Genomic DNA, 15,394 nt, shown 5'->3' with positions numbered 1-15,394 from the left:
ATGAATGATCAGCCGAGATCGCGCTTCAGCACAACGCATAGATAGTCAGGTGCTTTATAGCGACTAGGCAGGCAGATATGAAGTTGCTCCAAGCGGCTCCAGCAGACGGTGCGTTGAATGGCGGCTACGGTTTTTCCTTCCTTTAGGAGCAGCCTCAGGGCCTTGCAATAAAGCGAATAATTGGCTTCGAGTTCCCCGATGGTGAGTCCCTGACTGCTGCTCATCGCACGGGTGGGCGTCCAAGAGTTGCAAAGACGCACTTATTACCCTACGGCTTCAGGTGGCGCCGAGATCAGGTTGAGCCGCCGGCAGAGCCGCGGCAGGGTGAGGCCTTGGGCTAGCAGGTTGATCAGCACTACAACGAACACGATGCTTTGGGCGTTGTGGGCTAGAGCAACGACGGAGCCTGGGTCGACACCACGTAGGTGACTGATCTGATCGACCGCGTTGTAAGAGAGGGCCAAAGGCACTGCCCCCCTTAGGCCACACCAAGACACCAACACGCTGTCCTTCCAGCGGAAGGGGGAGAGGGGTTGGAACACCAAAACGCTTATTGGTCGCACCACCAGCATCAACACCGCGGCGGTTATCAAGCCAACAGGCAGGGCGGGAAGCAGGCTGCTTGGATTCACTAGTAGACCAAATATTAAAAAGATACAAATCTCGGCCATGGTATTGAAGGGCAGCAGCACCTCCTGAATCGATTCATGGTTGATATCGGCTTGGCGGTAGATCATGTTGGTCATCATCACTCCAGTGATGTACACCGAAATCAATCCGGATCCGCCTAGAAAGTAGCTGCAGCCATAGTCCACAAAGGCAATAGACATGGCCACAATCAGTAGCTGGGATCTGTCGTGGGCCAGCTCATTGATCACGAATTTGGCCACATAGCCAAACAGTGCCCCTATGACTAGGCCGCCGCCTACCTGTTGCACGAAGCTGCGCAGGCCGTTGAGCATCACCCCAACAGGTGCTGCTTGCTCGAGGCTGGCGCCGGCGCTGGAGGTGCTGAACAGCCCCACGATCAAGCCGAATAGCAGCAGGGCCGTTGGGTCATTGACCGAGGATTCGAATTCGAGCAGGTGCTTGAGCCGTTCTGGCACCAGGTGCCGCACCGAACTCAGCACGTTGATGGTGGCTCCGGCATCGGTGGAGCCCAGGCAGGCGGCAATCAGCAGGGCAGCCCCCAGGGGCATGGCGTCGCTGAGTCCTGGCGCTAGTTGGTTTCCACCAGCGGAAGAAAGCAGCCAGATCAGGGCGGCCAGCAGACCCGTGGCAATCGCCACCCCCCCTACCGCCAGGGCCAGGCCATATTCCAAAAAGCCTCGAATGGTTTTGATATCCGTTTTCAGCCCCGCATAAAAAAGCAGCAGGGCTAGCGCGAATACATGAAGGCTTTCGGCCTGTTCATGGGTGACGTTGAGGCTTTGGATGTTGATCGCTAGGCCCAGCAGCAGCACCCCGAGAATCGCCGGGATCCCGATCTGGACCGAGAACCGGCTGATCGCCAACGTGCCTATAAACAGCAGGCCGATGAACAGCAGCTGGCCCTCCAAGGGCACCCCATTAAGACCTGGTGCCTGAGCAAAGAGGGGTGCCTGGGCAAAGAAGTGTGCGATCACGACCGGACTGAGTCGTCGTGACTCGATCCGAGGCTCGCGGCCTGGGCTTCGCTGAGGCGGCCGGCCCCCTGCAGCACAGCGGTGATCTGGGCGATGTCCAGTACTGAATGGCAGCTGTAGCCCGCCGCCGCCAGCCGCTCCCGGGCGCGGCGGTCATGGTCGCCGCCATGGTCGATGAACACCACCACGTCCTGCACCGTCAGGCCCGAGCTCTCCAGCTTGCCGATGCCCTCCAGGACGCTGCCGCCTGTGATCAAGATGTCGTCTACCACCACCACTCGGTCGCCCTCCTCAAAGTCGCCCTCGATCAGGCGCCGGGCGCCATGGGCCTTCACCTCCTTGCGGGGATAGATCAGCGGCTTGTGCAGTTGCAGTGAAAGCCCAGTGGCGGTGGGCAGGGAGCCGTAGGGGATGCCGGCGATGCGGTCAAATTCGAGGCCCTGCAGCTTGCCGGCATAGGCGTGGAGCACTCGGTGGAACAGGTTTGGGTCGGAGATGATCTGGCGCAGATCGACGTAGTAGTTGAAGACCGCACCCGAGGCTTGTACGTAATCGCCGAATAGCAGGCAGCCGATGTCGAACAGATCAACAATCAGGCTCTCGAGCGGGTCGGCGCTTGGTTGCTTCTCAGGTAGCCAGAGGGCACAGGTATCTGGGTTGCCCTTGTCGTGATTTTCCAGCCACTGTTGCCGCTTGGCCGTGATCTGCTGTTTGAGCGCCTCGGCTCGACTGGCCATGTCGTCCTCTACCAGCAGGTTTTGAGGTAGGGGCAGCAGCAGCCCATCGGCGGCGGCCCCCAGGCCGGCCTGCAGCATGGCGTCGAGCTTTTCCTCTTCCCCCCAGAGGCTGCGCAGGATCAAGAAGCGCTCCGGTGCTGCGGCCCGCACCCGCGCCAGGATTTGCGGATCACTGGTTCCCACCTCCAGCAACAGCTGGTCGGGGGTGGCCCACAGCTGGGTCTCGCGCACAATCTGCAGGTATAGGGGTGTCTCCTCATTTGGGTAGTGCTGGATCTGGCGCGCCGCCTGGTTTGAGCTGTGGCAGGTCATCACCACGGCCTTGTCTGGATAGAGCAGGAAGGGGGCTGCGATGTCCTGGCCAGCCAAGGGGGAGAGGGTCACCGCATCGGCGCCCAGATCTTTGAACAGGTAGTGGGCCAGGGCCGAGGAGGAGTTGAGATCGCCGTGTTTGGCGTCGATGATCAGGGGGAGATCGCGGGGCACCAGGTCGCGCACCTCCAGCAGCAGCTCCAGTCCCACCGGCCCAAGGGCCTGATAAAAACCAAGGCTGGGCTTGTAGGCGCACACATGGGGCGCTGTGGCCTCGATCACCGCCTTGATCCAGTGGCGGGCCTGGCTGAGGAAGGAGCGGCCCGCCAGGCCCCGCCGCGCTGCCCAGCTCTGCAGCATCTCCGGGTTGGGATCAAGCCCGGTCACCAGCAGCGACTGGCGGTCGGCGATGGCGTCGGTGAGTTTGACGAAGAAGCCCATCGCCCGCAGGCTGTTAGGGCTCGTTGTTAAGCCAGCCGTTGGCCTGTCCGCCGGCTGGTGACACAGCTCTTTGCAATCAGCCGCACCATCAACCCTTCCTCATCGGCGGCCACCCGCAGCCAGCGCAGCCCCGGCAACCAGGCCAGGGCCTGCTCCAGTTCCGTGGCGAGGGCGTCGTCGTGTTCGCCGATGCCGCCGCTGAGAGCGATGGCCTCCACTCCACCCAGGCTGGCTGCCATGGCCCCAATCCCTTGCAGTAGCCGGTGGCGGAACACCGCGATTGCCAGCTGGGCGCCGCGGTGCCCCCGCCAGCCTGGAGGCGCAGCTCCCGCATGTCTCCGCTGAGCTCGGACAGCCCCAGCAGGCCGCTCTGGCGGTTAAGGCCCGTATCCAGTTCGGAGACGCCAATTCCCTGGCGCATTAGGTGCAGCAGCAGCCCTGGATCGACGCTGCCGCTGCGGCTGGCCCTGGGGATCGATTTCGATCGCGCAGAGGGAGCAGCCGGCGCCGAGCTGGCAGCTGATCAGGCGGCGGATGTCTGGATCTCGGGCCGCGACCGTTTCGCCCACGTGCTGGTGGTTGAGGCCGTGGAAGCCAAAGCGGCGCAGGCCCTGCTGGCGCCAGGTTGCCGGGATGGCGTAGGTGGAGGCGGCTTCGCTGAGACTGGCGTGGAAGGCGGTGTCGAAGCAGGCCCATTGCTGGATGGCGCTGCCCTCCAGATGACCCTGCAGCTGGTCTTGCAGCCAGTTGATGGCCTCCAGCGCTGGGCCGTTGTGCAGTGGGGCCAGGGGCACCAGGTTTGCTAGCTCCGCCAGCACCTGCGGGCTTAGCAGGGTGGGAGCGCTGAAGTGGGCACCACCGTGCACGATCCGGTGAATTACAAGCTGGGGTAGGGGCTCAAGGGCAGCGAGCAGGGGGGAGAGCCACTGCTCCAGCAGTTCAACCAGTTGCTGGCTGCCCGAATCGGCCTGGGAAAGCCCCCAGCTGCGCTGCTCTTGCCAGAGCCGTCGGCCGCTCGAATCGCAGAGGGCCAGCTTGACGCTGGAGCTGCCCGTGTTCACCACCAGGGCGTGGGTCATGCGATCGGGTGCAGGCCTGTATTGGCCATAGCGTTGCAAATGTTGCCTTAACACTGCCGGCAGCTGCTCGGCCTTCAGTTCTTCCTGGGCACCATCTTCGGCGCCAACAAAGCCTCTCTAAAGCCGGATTCTCAGTGCAGCAACAATCGCCAGGGTAGGGTTTCGCCGGCATGGAAGGGCACCAGTTCGACAGCGGTGCCGGCCGCATCATTGAGGTGGAGGCGGCTGGGCACCTCCAACGGCTGCCGCTCCAGGGTGACCTTGGCCTCGTTGAGCGGTAGCCCGTAAAACCGTGGCCCAAACTCTGAGGCGAAGGCTTCGAGCCTCTCCAGGGCGTTCTCCTGCTCAAACACCGCCGCGTAGCTTTCAAGCGCAAATGGGGCATTGAAAATGCCAGCGCAGCCGCAGGCCGCTTCCTTAGCTGTGCGGGCGTGGGGTGCGGAATCGGTGCCCAGGAAAAACTTCGGGTTGCCGGAGGTGGCGGCGCCCCGCAGGGCGATGCGGTGCAGTTCCCGCTTGGCCACCGGCAGGCAGTAGAAGTCGGGCCGCAGGCCGCCGGCAAACATGGCGTTGCGGTTGATGTGCAGGTGGTGGGGCGTGATCGTGGCCGCCAGGTTGGCCGGGCCGCTGCGCACAAAATCAACCGCATCACTGGTGGTGATGTGCTCGAGTACCACTTTCAGGCCGGGGTGGCGCCGCAGTAGGGGCTCTAGGTGGCGCTCGATGAATACCGCCTCCCGATCAAAAATGTCGATATCGGCGCTAGTGACTTCGCCGTGGATCAGCAGGGGCATGCCGATGCGCTCAAGGGCGTCGAGCACGGGCGTTATCGCCTCGATTGAGCTGACCCCGGCGGCGGAATTGGTGGTGGCATTTGCCGGGTAGAGCTTGCAGGCCACCCAGGCCCCAGCGTTGAAGCCCCGTTCGATCTCGCCGGGATCGATGGCATCGGTGAGGTAGGCCGTCAACAGTGGTTCGAAGCGACTGCCGTCGGGCAAGGCTTCGCGGATGCGGCGGCGATAGGCCTCGGCTGCCGCCGCCGTGGTTACCGGCGGGTTCAGATTTGGCATCACGATCGCCCGGGCGAACTGGCGGGCCGTAGCCAGGGCGACGGCCTGGAGCATGGAGCCATCGCGCAGATGCACATGCCAGTCATCGGGTTGACGCAGGCTCAGCTGCTGGCTTGGCATGGCATGGCGCGGGATCGGGATCGGTTGGGGGCGGAACTGGTAAGGATTCGTGTCTTCACGGCATTGTTGCCGCGGGCACACAGTCCTCTGTTTAGCGTTGTATTTAGCTCGTCGGCGGGCTTCCTTCCGAACTTTCCCAGCATGACCGTTGCCCCCAAACCCACGATCGGAGCATTGGAAGCTGGTTACTCCGGCTGCTGCAAGGCCCTGCGGCTACTGATCCGGGAAGGGCGCAGCTTGGAGGCGATCAAGCGCACCGTGGCCTGGGACCGACTCAGCCTGCTCCACTCCTGCCTACCCACCCGCTACAAGGCACCCGACTATCTCTACGCCCTACTCAAACGGGAGGTGACCGAAGCGGTGTGAATCCTTAGCAGTGTGAATCTTTCGGGCTTGTCCATTTGACGCTTCCCGTCTAAAGCGGGAGGAATGGCATCCAGCCGCTGCTCCACCAGCGGCCCTTTTTATGGCCCATCATCAAATTTTGATTGTCGGCGGCGGCGCCGCCGGCATCACCGCCGCCGCCCAGCTGAAACGGGCCCGTCCGGCCCTTGCGGTGACGATTCTCGAGCCCTCCAGCGATCACTACTACCAACCGGGCTGGACCCTGGTGGGTGCAGGTGTGTTCAGCCTTGAGGAGACTCGCCGCGCTGAAGCCGATCTCATCCCAGCGGGGGTGACCTGGATCCGCGATGCGGTGGCTGGTTTTGATCCGGATCGCAACCTGGTGAGCACGGCCAGCGGCCAGAGCCTCAGCTACGACGTGCTGGTGGTGGCCACCGGCCTGCAGCTCTGCTGGGACAAGATCAAGGGTCTGCCCGAGGCCCTTGGCCAGGGCGGGGTGTGCAGCAACTACAGCCAGCACCACGCCACCTACACCTGGGACACGCTCCAGGCCTTCAAGGGCGGCCAGGGGGCGGCTGGCAATGCCGTGTTTACTTGTGCGCCGATGCCGATCAAGTGTCCGGGGGCGCCCCAGAAGATCGCCTATCTGGCTGCCGATGTTGTTGCCAAGAAGCGACTGGCGGCAAAGGTGATCTATGCCACCGCCACCCCTGGCATCTTCGGGGTGCCCGTATATGCCGCACCGCTGCGGGAGGTGGTGAAGCGCAAGGGTATTGATGCCCGCTACAACCACGTGCTTACGGAGGTACGTCCCCAGAGCCGGGAGGCGGTGTTCAAGGTGAGTGAGGGCGAAACCAGCCGCGAAGAAGTGATCGGTTACGGGATGCTGCACGTGACGCCGCCGATGGCTGCCCCCCAGGTGGTGGCCGATAGCCCGCTGGCAGCGGCGAGCGGCTTCGTCGAGGTCGACAAGTTCAGCCTGCAGCACACCCGCTACGCCAACGTGTTTTCGCTCGGCGATGTCAGTGGCATGCCGAACTCCAAGACGGCCGCGGCGGTGCGGGGCCAGGCGCCGGTGCTGGTGGCCAACTTGCTTGCCCTGCTTGATGGCCAGCCCTTAATGGCGGCCTACGACGGTTACAGCTGCTGCCCCCTGATTACCGGCTATGGCAAGGCGATCATGGCTGAGTTCAACTATGAGCAGCAGCCGGTCCCCTCCTTCCCGCTCGACCCCACTAAGGAGCGCTGGAGCATGTGGTGGATCAAGCGCAAGCTGTTGCCTGGGCTTTATTGGAATCGCATGCTCACCGGTGCCCAGCACGAGCGGCGTTTTATCCCCGGACTGAAGGGCTAGCCGTGTAGGCGCCGCCCTTCACGCAACATCTCTGAGGGGCGAATGCCATAGGTGTTGTGGAAGTCGCGGCTGAAGGCGGAGAGGTTGCTAAAGCCCAGTTTTGAGGAGATGCCGGCCACGCTGTCGCTCGGCGAGGGGTTGAGCAGGTGCTGCCGGGCCAGGCCAAGGCGCTCGCGGCGGACCCATTGGATTGGTCCGCAACCGAAGCGTTGGCTGAAGGCGAGCTGCAGGTTGCGCCTCGAATAGCCGCTGCGCTGCTCCAGCTGCGTGAGGTTGATTGGTGATTGCAGATTGGCTCCAATCCATTCCAGCAATTCTTCGAAGATCAGCTCCCTGGAGAGCCCCTCGCCATGCCCGCTACCCCGCTGCTCGAGTTGGGGGCAGAGGGCCAGGGCCAGGATGCGATAAATGAGATCGTCGAGCTGCAGCACCTCCAGATCGCCACGGGCTTGCAGCTCCGGCGCATCTAGCAGGGCAAAGGCCCGACGCAAGGTGAGCAGCAATTTGGCCTGCCGCTCCTCGGTCGTTGAGAGCACCTGGGGACGCTGTAGATCGGGGGCAAAGCGCCGACCGGAGAGCCCCATGCCGCCGATGGCAGCGGCCGTGTTCTGCAATCGCTGTAGATCTACGTGCAGTACCAGTCCGTTGTAGTGCCCACTTGCGTAGGTGTAAGAGAAGCCTGGGTTGAAATAGAGGGGTGCTTCAGCGTGAATTTGGAAGGTGTTCCCGTCCACTCCGTAGGAAGATTCCCCCTGATAGCAGATGTTGATTGCGCCTACGCCGGGATTATCACCGATGCAGCCATGGATAGGGCTTGTATATCCACAGGTGAGGGTGAGGTCTCCCGCTACGGCAGTGCTGGCCCGGTGCCGAAACGGGTTGAGCAAGGGGTTGCGAGGGGCAAAATCCTGGAGAGGAAAGTGCTGGGCCAGCTTGGTCGCCAGGGCCTGGGGATCTAAATCCACCACCGCTTGCTGGTCGTGGAACACCAGGGGGAACTGGGAGACAGGATCCAAGCCAAACCAAATCGATGCTCACACCCTATGGAAAGCCGGCTGCAGCGCAAGTAGCTGGGAAGCAGTACTAATGATTAGTGATTTAGGGCTCAGCCCTGCTCCGGGAGATTGAGCAGGGTGTCCTTGCTTTCCTTGAGATCCTTCCAGATGCGGCGGATTTCGTCGTAGGCCTGCTCCTGACTCATTTTGCCATTGCTTTGCAGGCCCACCACTAGCCCGACCCTCTCGGCAAATGATTCGAGGTTTTGGTGGAACATCAAACGCTCGGGAGTCCAATCGGAGCCCCGGTAGGCGGAATGGGGTTCCAAAGGCGAGCTAATGCCGTTGGCTATACCTTTCGGATCGGATGGGGTGGGCCGGGGCCCTGCACTGGACACTTGAAAATCTTGAACTCCGGTTAATTTACAAGGGGTTGGATTAAGGAGTGTTGAAGGGCGCTTCGGTGTCGTCAGGAGCACATGCGGCATCAGGTCCGCGGCCGCAACATGCCAAATCATCCGATCTGCGCTCTCATGGATCAGTCCACGGGTGGTTGGTGGCCTCAGGTGGTGATGTGTCTGCTGATCCAGGCCAGCATCGTTGCCGGTGGCCAACTCTTGATCCGCTGGCAGGCTCCTGAACTGACCCCAACGTGCTGCGCCCCACCCCTGGTGCTCTGAATTCCCACCTCCTGGAGGAGCGGCCGGCCAATTTGCCAGTCCACCTCTACGTCTCTGGCGGGCGGCACCGCAGTTGCTTCAGTGCCGTGTTGTTTGAGCCAGACGGCCCCCGGCTGATATCCCTGCACAATCCTGCTGAACTTTTGCCTCTGCAGGCGCTCGGATATCCCATCTGGCTGAGGGTGATGGGCCTTGGGGATCCAGGGGCAGTCGAGGCCATGCTCGACATAGTCCAGGTGCCTCGCATGTTGCTGCCTCCCCTGCTGGAGGTGCCCCAGCGCTCGCGGGTTGACGGACTAGGGGAAGCCGTGATTGTGGTGCTGCATCGGCTCAGCTTTGCGCGTGATCCATTGCACCTACTCAGCTCCCAGGTGGGTCTGCTGCTGCTGCCCAACCTACTGGTCACCTTTGAGGAGGCGCCGGCGGGGGAGTCGTTTCCGGAGCTCACCGCTTGGCTGGAATCCAGGGTGGGTGCGGTGGAACATCGCGACCTAGATGACATTCTCCACTTCCTGGTGGATGAGTTGCTCGATGCCCTTTTCCCCATGCTTGAGCAGATCGCCAATCGCCTCGACGATCTGGAGGAAGCTGCCTTGCGGGACCCCAAGCCGAAGCTATTGGCCCGGGCTTTTGTGCATCGCAGCAACCTGCGCACGATTCGCAACCAGGTGTGGCCCCTGCGCCACCAGATCCGGGTGCTGCTGCGCCAAAGGCAGCAGCTACTAGGAGCCGATGCCCTGGTTGGCTTTCAGGAGATGGCAGATCTGGTGGAGTTGCTGTTTGAAAACTGTGAGTTGTTGCGCCACCAATGTGATGCCATCACCCAGGCCTATGCGGCCAGTGTGGGCAACAGGATGAACCAGGTCATGAAAACCCTTACCATCCTCACCAGCATCTTCGCGCCGCTCACCTTCATCGCCGGGATCTATGGCATGAACTTCGCCAACATGCCTGAGCTGCGTTGGCATCTTGGCTACTTCTACTGTCTGCTGTTGATGTCAATCGTGGCCGTGATCCAGACCTACTGGCTGTGGCGCCGTGGTTGGTTTGCGGATTGGACGGCACCGCGCTGAAGCCACAACCTGGCCTTAACCCCCATAAGCCCTCGGATCGCCCAGAGTTCTGTTGTGGTTGTGACCGTTATGCGCCCTACCTTGCGCCTTGCCTTGCTTGCCCCGATGGTGTCCCTCCTGCCGGTGGGCGCTCTTGCTGCACCGGAGCCGATCCGCATCGGCGGTTCGAGCACGGTGTTCCCGGTGATGAAGACGGCGATCGCTTCCTATCAGAAGGGCGGCGCCAATCGCCAGGTGCGCTTTGAGCTCAACGAAACCGGCACCTCGGCGGGATTTCGGCAGTTCTGCACCGGAAAGTTGCCCCTGGCCAACGCCTCGCGTCCGATCAATGCCAAGGAGCTCAAGGCCTGCGCGGCCAACGGGGTGACCTTCCTGGAGCTGCCGATCGGCTTTGATGCGATCACTGTGGTGGTGAACCCCGGCAACACCTGGGCTTCCAGCATCACCACCCGGGAGCTCGCGCGTATCTGGAGTGCGCGGGCGGCTGGATCGGTGAAAACCTGGAGTCAGGTCAACCTAGATTGGCCCAACCGGCCGATTCGACTGTGTGGCCCTGGCAAGGACTCTGGTACTTATGATTATTTCAATAAGGCCATAAATGGCGATGAAGACAATTCAAGGTCGGATTATTTTTCCAGTGAAAACGATAATGAACTAGTTGCTTGCGTAGCCAAGAATCCAGATGCCTTGGGCTATTTTGGATTTGCTTACTACCAGGCCAATGCCAAGCGTTTGAAAGCCCTCAGTATTGTTGGACCAAAGGGTTCTGTGCTTCCTTCGCTGGCAACGGTTCAAAAGGAAGCCTATGTCCCTCTGTCCAGACCCCTGTTTATTTACGTTAACGACAAGGCCTTGCGGCAACGCCCGGAGCTGCAGAAATTTGTGAACTACACCATCAAAAATGGTCTCACTCTGGTGAAGCAGGCTGGGTCTGTGCCCATCCCCTCCAGTACCTATAGGTTGGTGGAAAGTAAGTTGCATCAAAAAGTGAGCGGCACGGCTTTCGGTGGCGATATCCCCGTAGGACTCACCACCAGCCAGGCGCTGCAGCGCAGTCTCGACAGCATCAAGAAACCGGAATTCCGTTGAGCTCGCCATAGTGTTCCTGCCAGCCTCCCACCCCCTCAGCAATGGCCGGTTTGCCCGGGATCTGCTGCAGGGGCAGGTTGCCAAGCTGGTGCAGTTGCAGACCCCTGTTTCCGAGGGCAAGGGTGCCGAGCCGTTGCATCAGATGAGGGTCACCATGCGGAGGCTGCGCACCACCGTGCTCCAGTTCGAGCCAGCCCTGCAGCTGCCCTCGGCCATCAATGACCAGCGCCTGGCTAAATGGGTGCGGCGACTGGGTCTGGCCCGGGATCTCGATGTGCTGCGGGAGCGCCTGGAAGAGGGCTTCCTGCCCCAGCTGCCGGAGGCCGAGGTGAAGGCCCTCCGGCCCGTGCTCAAGCAACTGCGCCGGGAGCGGCAGTTGGCCTACGGCCATGTGGTGGAGGTGCTGCAGAGCCGCTCCTATCTGGAGGGATTGGCCCAGTTGCAGCTCTGGTTGAAGCAGCCGCAATACACGCTGTTGGGGGATCAGCCGGTCCGGGAGTGGCTGATCGAATGGCAGGGGCCCTGCCTGGCCAGCGTGTTTCTCCATCCGGGCTGGCAGGTCAGTAGCCCTGAGGGCGAGGTGGAGGTGCTGCACGAGCTGCGGCGCCAGATCAAGCAGGCTCGCTATCGCCTGGAAAATCTCTCCGCGCTGGAGGGCGTTCAAACTGCCGCCTGCATCGACCGCCTTAAGCAGGGGCAGGAGCTGCTCGGTGAATTCAACGATCTGCAGGTGCTGCAGTGCGCCATCAACGATCAGGTGCCAGGTCGGTTGGAGGAGGTGCTGCCCCAGCTGGAGTGGCTGCTGGTGCAGCATCAACGCCATTGCTGGGAGCAGTGGCGCGAGCTGGTCTGCGATGTACTGCCGAGCAGGCGGCGGCAATCTCTCTGGCGGGCGTTGCTGCCGCGACCGCGGCGGTGGCGCCCTTGGTGTTTACTGAAGGACAGGTTAAAGCGGGCTGTCGCCGCTTCGTCTAGGGGTTGAAGACCTGGCACTGACTAGCCACAGCACCTGAGCATCAGACTTGCCGCATGTGCTGTGTCCTGGAACACCCAATGCATGTAGTCCGCTTGCTCGTAGTTGCCAAGCGCGCTCGATAAGTTGCCTCCGACTTCCTCTGTGAAGTCACCCCTATCGGTGTGAGGACCCGATGAATCTTTCCAAAAAATTGCTGCTGGCTCTTGCCGGCGCCAGCATTTCAGCACCCCTAGCCGCTTCTGCCCAAGAAGTAGCCTCGTTGAACGGCTCGGCCGCCATCAACGACTACATGCAGCAGCAAGACGTTGATCGCTTCCGCGCCTGGGAATCGAAAAACCAGGTGACCAGCGTCAATCAATTCTCTGATGTGCAGCCCACCGACTGGGCCTATCAGGCACTGAGCAATTTGGTGGAGAAGTACGGCTGTGTGGCCGGCTATCCCAACGGCAAGTTCAAGGGCGGTAACGCTATGACCCGCTATGAAGCGGCCGCCTTGCTGAACGCTTGCCTCGACCGCATCTCCGAGGTGACCGACGAGCTGCAGAAGCTGCTCAACGAGTTTGACTCCGAGCTCACCGTGCTCACCTCCCGGGTGGACGGCCTCGAGTCGAAGGTGGGCCAGCTGCAGGCTCAGCAGTTCTCCACCACCACCAAACTGCGTGGTGAAGTGAGCTTCGTGATCGGGGGCACCCCGAACTTCAACAGCAATACTGGTGCGGTCGCTGCGGTTCGTGGTACCAGACTCAACACTGCCCGTACTGCTCTTGAGGCCTGCACTCCAGGTGATGCTCGCTGTATTGGTGGAACTGCGGCAACAAGCGGAACAAAGCCCAACGCCACAACGTTCAATTACGACGCTCGCCTAGCCTTTGACACCAGCTTCAGCGGCAAGGATCTGCTGCGCACCCGCCTGAGAAGCGGTAATTTCAGCAGCCTTCCCTTCGGTAGCAGTAGTCAGGTCTTCAAGCTTGATAAGGCTGAGACTTCACAAGGAACAGGTACTAGCAGCAACGTCTGGATCGATCGCCTCTTCTACACCTTCCCTGTGGGCGATGAGATCAAGCTTACCGCCGGTGCTCTGGTGCGTAACACTGAGATCCTTACCTTCATCCCCAGCGCCTACAAGGCCGACATTCTCGACTTCTTTAATCTGGCTGGTGTCTCCGGTACCTATAACAAGGCAACCGGTGCTGGCTTCGGCTTTAACTGGAAGCAGAAAGTAGCCAAGGGCAAGCCCTTCCTCGTCTTTGACGCAAACTACGTTGCTCAAAGCAGCTTCGACAATTCCACTATTGGCGCCTTCGATTCCGATAGCGGTATCAACTTCTTAACCCAGTTTGGTGTGCGCGGCCCCAACTACGGTGCTGCGATTGCCTATCGTTATGGTTCGGCTAACTCCGCTCTGAGGGATGCCAACCTGGCCAATTCCGTCGTGGTCAGCGGCAAGAGTCTTAATGGTGTCTCCATTGCTGGCTTCTGGGAGCCCCTAGATTCCGGCTGGGTTCCTTCGATCAGCGCTGGCTACGGTTATTACGATGGTGGTACCGGAATCGCCAGTGCAACCTCGACTACAACAATCACCACCCAATCCTGGATGGTTGGTTTGCAGTGGAAGGATGTGTTCCTGAAGGGCAACAACGCGGGCTTTGCCTTCGGCCAAGCACCCTTCTCGACCGACACGAACGTGGCAAGCTCCCAGTCCATGATGTACGAGTTTTTCTACAAGTATCAAGTCTCCGACAATATTTCCGTTACTCCAGCTATTTTCTGGGTTAACGATTATCAGCGCAACGCAGGCTCTTACACCTGGGGTGGCGTGATTCAAACCACGTTCCGCTTCTGATCCCTGGTTAGCTACTTAAGCTCCTCAGGCAGTCCTCTGCTGCCTATCTCACACTTCCCAAGCCTCCCCATTTCGGGGAGGCTTTTTTGTAGCTGGCGTTTGCCTATTCAGGGCGATCATCACCCATTGCTTTGCCGCCCCTTAATGGCCTCATAACGTTGAGCAGAGAGGCGGGTTGCTAATATTTTTTTGGAACTGTCTTCTACTTAATGACTTTCCTGAAGCGATCTTTTACTACTCTGGTCTTTGCTGGGCTCATCGGCGGAGCGGCTTCCCAGGCTGCCGTGCGCTTGGCTGGTGCCGGTGCCACGTTCCCCGATGCGATTTATACCCGCTGGTTTTCTATGCTGGCCAAATCGGGTGGCCCTAAAGTTAATTATCAGGGCATTGGCTCTGGTGGTGGCCGCAAGGCATTCATCAACGAAACCGTTGCTTTCGGTGCCAGCGATGACCCGATCAGCGAAAAGGATATCAAGAGCGTGTCACGCGGCGTGGTTCAGATCCCCACCGTGGGTGGCTCAATCGCTGTGGCCTACAACAAGTCTGGCTGCTCCCTGAAGCTCACCCAGAAGCAGGTTGTTTCGATCTTCATGGGGTCGATCAACAACTGGAAGCAGCTCGGATGCGCTGATGGCAAGATCACCGTGGTGCACCGTTCCGACGGCTCTGGCACCACCGCGGCTTTCACCGAATCCCTGCAGTCATTCTCCAAAGAATGGACTCTCGGTAACGGCAAATCCGTGAACTGGAAAGTGGGCGTGGGTGGCAAGGGTAATGACGGTGTCGCCGGTACTCTCAACACCACACAAGGCTCGATTGGTTATGTAAACCAGGCTTTTGTTAAGGGTAGTCTTAAGGCCGCTGCCGTGCAGAACAAGGCTGGTGAGTTCGTGCTCCCCACTGCCGCCGCCGGTGCTAAAGCTCTTGCCAGCATCAAGCTCGATAAGAACCTGGCTGGTGGCAACCCCAACCCTTCCGCTTCGGGTGCTTATCCGATCGCCACGCTCACCTATCTCCTCTTCTATGCCAAGGGGAATGGTGCCAAGGCTGACGCTCTGCGCGACATGGCGACCTTCATCCTGAGTGACAAGGCCCAAGCCATTGCCGACGACCTCGGTTATGTGCCCCTGCGTGACTCGATTCAGGCAACAGCTCAGAAGGCTGTGGCACGGATTAAGGAGTGATCGTCTGGATCTTGTGATCCATTTTGCAAGGGGGCTCAATGAGCCCCCTTTTTTGATGGGCTGCGATCGGCGTGGAACCGCCATTTCGGCTGGATTAATTCCCCGTCAGCGCAGGAGTTCAAAAGTTCTGCCAATGGGATTTTGATTTCCCTGTCACTTGACTGGCTATTGCTTAAATCCAGACTAAGTATCAATTGCAATCGATGCATTCTCTGTTGGTCGAATTATGCCTTGGCAACGCTTCGTCGGCCAACTCGCGCTTAGCTGCTTGCCTTGCCGCAATATAACCAATAAGGGATAATGAATCTAAATTGCTGCTACATATGTCCTGGCTGTCTTCTGCTATCGCGCAGGGAGCAAGTGCTGGGTTTATTCTTCTGAATATAAGGGCTGCATCCTTGCCTCCAGGCTGTTAGCCCTAGTTTGATATTTGTGCCGAAAAAGGTGCGTGGCTAATCCGCTGGCTTTTGG

The 15,394-nt window shown here is 60.3% G+C and carries 13 protein-coding genes and 3 pseudogenes; 7 read left to right on the top strand and 9 right to left on the bottom strand.

Translation table 11 applies throughout. From position 1 onward, the window contains the following. Positions 1-8: 8 nt before the first annotated feature. The 7 genes and pseudogenes from KBY72_RS02685 to pyrC all read right to left on the bottom strand — a co-directional run bounded on the left by KBY72_RS02685 (position 9) and on the right by pyrC (position 5,384). Positions 9-224, bottom strand: coding sequence for a DUF3136 domain-containing protein (locus KBY72_RS02685; protein ID WP_094561403.1), 216 nt, complete (start codon positions 222-224; stop codon positions 9-11). 39 nt (positions 225-263) lie between these two features. Next, positions 264-1,625: a cation:proton antiporter gene (locus KBY72_RS02680; protein WP_254930624.1), complete on the bottom strand. Its 1,362-nt coding sequence runs from the start codon at positions 1,623-1,625 to the stop codon at positions 264-266. Then, positions 1,622-3,115, bottom strand: coding sequence for a bifunctional orotidine-5'-phosphate decarboxylase/orotate phosphoribosyltransferase (locus tag KBY72_RS02675; RefSeq protein WP_254959570.1), 1,494 nt, complete (start codon positions 3,113-3,115; stop codon positions 1,622-1,624). The genes KBY72_RS02680 and KBY72_RS02675 overlap by 4 nt, the downstream gene beginning before the upstream one ends. Positions 3,116-3,141: 26 nt before the next feature. Continuing rightward, a pseudogene (locus KBY72_RS14385) lies at positions 3,142-3,408 on the bottom strand (acetate kinase); the annotation flags it as partial. Between the two features lie 83 nt (positions 3,409-3,491). Next, positions 3,492-3,536 (bottom strand): annotated as a pseudogene (locus KBY72_RS14380) (hypothetical protein); the annotation flags it as partial. Between the two features lie 70 nt (positions 3,537-3,606). Beyond that, a pseudogene (locus KBY72_RS14375) lies at positions 3,607-4,194 on the bottom strand (acetate kinase); the annotation flags it as partial. A gap of 131 nt (positions 4,195-4,325) precedes the next feature. Further along, entirely contained in the window at positions 4,326-5,384 is a 1,059-nt protein-coding gene (gene pyrC, locus KBY72_RS02665) for a dihydroorotase (RefSeq protein WP_254930622.1), read from the bottom strand. A 141-nt stretch (positions 5,385-5,525) separates the two neighbouring features. Here pyrC and KBY72_RS02660 point away from each other — a divergent pair, with 141 nt between their 5' ends. Beyond that, positions 5,526-5,750 carry a DUF3136 domain-containing protein gene (locus KBY72_RS02660; RefSeq protein WP_254930621.1) on the top strand — a complete coding sequence of 75 codons (225 nt, stop codon included), beginning with the start codon at positions 5,526-5,528 and terminating at the stop codon, positions 5,748-5,750. 100 nt (positions 5,751-5,850) lie between these two features. Then, a complete protein-coding gene (locus KBY72_RS02655; protein ID WP_254959569.1) occupies positions 5,851-7,083 on the top strand; it encodes an FAD/NAD(P)-binding oxidoreductase in 1,233 nt (410 codons plus the stop codon). On the opposite strand, the gene KBY72_RS02650 is transcribed toward KBY72_RS02655, so the two are convergent. Beyond that, positions 7,080-8,099 (bottom strand): helix-turn-helix transcriptional regulator, encoded by a 1,020-nt coding sequence (locus KBY72_RS02650; protein WP_254959568.1) that lies wholly within the window; start codon positions 8,097-8,099, stop codon positions 7,080-7,082. The genes KBY72_RS02655 and KBY72_RS02650 overlap by 4 nt on opposite strands. Positions 8,100-8,188: 89 nt before the next feature. Next, positions 8,189-8,407 carry a hypothetical protein gene (locus tag KBY72_RS02645; RefSeq protein WP_254959567.1) on the bottom strand — a complete coding sequence of 73 codons (219 nt, stop codon included), beginning with the start codon at positions 8,405-8,407 and terminating at the stop codon, positions 8,189-8,191. A gap of 323 nt (positions 8,408-8,730) precedes the next feature. Here KBY72_RS02645 and KBY72_RS02640 point away from each other — a divergent pair, with 323 nt between their 5' ends. The 5 genes from KBY72_RS02640 to pstS all read left to right on the top strand — a co-directional run bounded on the left by KBY72_RS02640 (position 8,731) and on the right by pstS (position 14,923). Next, positions 8,731-9,831 carry a magnesium and cobalt transport protein CorA gene (locus KBY72_RS02640; protein ID WP_254993025.1) on the top strand — a complete coding sequence of 367 codons (1,101 nt, stop codon included), beginning with the start codon at positions 8,731-8,733 and terminating at the stop codon, positions 9,829-9,831. A 105-nt stretch (positions 9,832-9,936) separates the two neighbouring features. Then, complete coding sequence (locus tag KBY72_RS02635) at positions 9,937-10,920, top strand: PstS family phosphate ABC transporter substrate-binding protein (RefSeq protein WP_254993024.1); 984 nt, start codon at positions 9,937-9,939, stop codon at positions 10,918-10,920. A gap of 10 nt (positions 10,921-10,930) precedes the next feature. Continuing rightward, the gene (locus tag KBY72_RS02630; protein ID WP_254993023.1) at positions 10,931-11,902 is read left to right on the top strand and encodes a CHAD domain-containing protein; all 972 of its coding nucleotides are present in this window, start codon (positions 10,931-10,933) and stop codon (positions 11,900-11,902) included. A gap of 166 nt (positions 11,903-12,068) precedes the next feature. Beyond that, complete coding sequence (locus KBY72_RS02625) at positions 12,069-13,739, top strand: iron uptake porin (protein WP_254993022.1); 1,671 nt, start codon at positions 12,069-12,071, stop codon at positions 13,737-13,739. Positions 13,740-13,948: 209 nt separating this feature from the next. Next, positions 13,949-14,923 carry a phosphate ABC transporter substrate-binding protein PstS gene (gene pstS, locus KBY72_RS02620; protein ID WP_254993021.1) on the top strand — a complete coding sequence of 325 codons (975 nt, stop codon included), beginning with the start codon at positions 13,949-13,951 and terminating at the stop codon, positions 14,921-14,923. Positions 14,924-15,394 lie beyond the last annotated feature (471 nt).

The organism is Cyanobium sp. BA5m-21 (assembly GCF_024346235.1).
Lineage (GTDB): Bacteria > Cyanobacteriota > Cyanobacteriia > PCC-6307 > Cyanobiaceae > Cyanobium_A > Cyanobium_A usitatum.
The sequence above is the reverse complement of the archived record's forward strand: the minus strand, read 5'-3'. Positions and strand labels throughout refer to the sequence as shown.

Coding starts and splice junctions, on each gene's coding strand:
- KBY72_RS02655 (WP_254959569.1), top strand. CDS start 5,851: ATGGCCCATCATCAAATTTTGATTGTCGGCGGCGGCGCCGCCGGCATC.
- pyrC (WP_254930622.1), bottom strand. CDS start 5,384: ATGCCAAGCCAGCAGCTGAGCCTGCGTCAACCCGATGACTGGCATGTG.
- KBY72_RS02675 (WP_254959570.1), bottom strand. CDS start 3,115: ATGGGCTTCTTCGTCAAACTCACCGACGCCATCGCCGACCGCCAGTCG.
- KBY72_RS02625 (WP_254993022.1), top strand. CDS start 12,069: ATGAATCTTTCCAAAAAATTGCTGCTGGCTCTTGCCGGCGCCAGCATT.
- pstS (WP_254993021.1), top strand. CDS start 13,949: ATGACTTTCCTGAAGCGATCTTTTACTACTCTGGTCTTTGCTGGGCTC.
- KBY72_RS02685 (WP_094561403.1), bottom strand. CDS start 224: ATGAGCAGCAGTCAGGGACTCACCATCGGGGAACTCGAAGCCAATTAT.
- KBY72_RS02635 (WP_254993024.1), top strand. CDS start 9,937: ATGGTGTCCCTCCTGCCGGTGGGCGCTCTTGCTGCACCGGAGCCGATC.
- KBY72_RS02660 (WP_254930621.1), top strand. CDS start 5,526: ATGACCGTTGCCCCCAAACCCACGATCGGAGCATTGGAAGCTGGTTAC.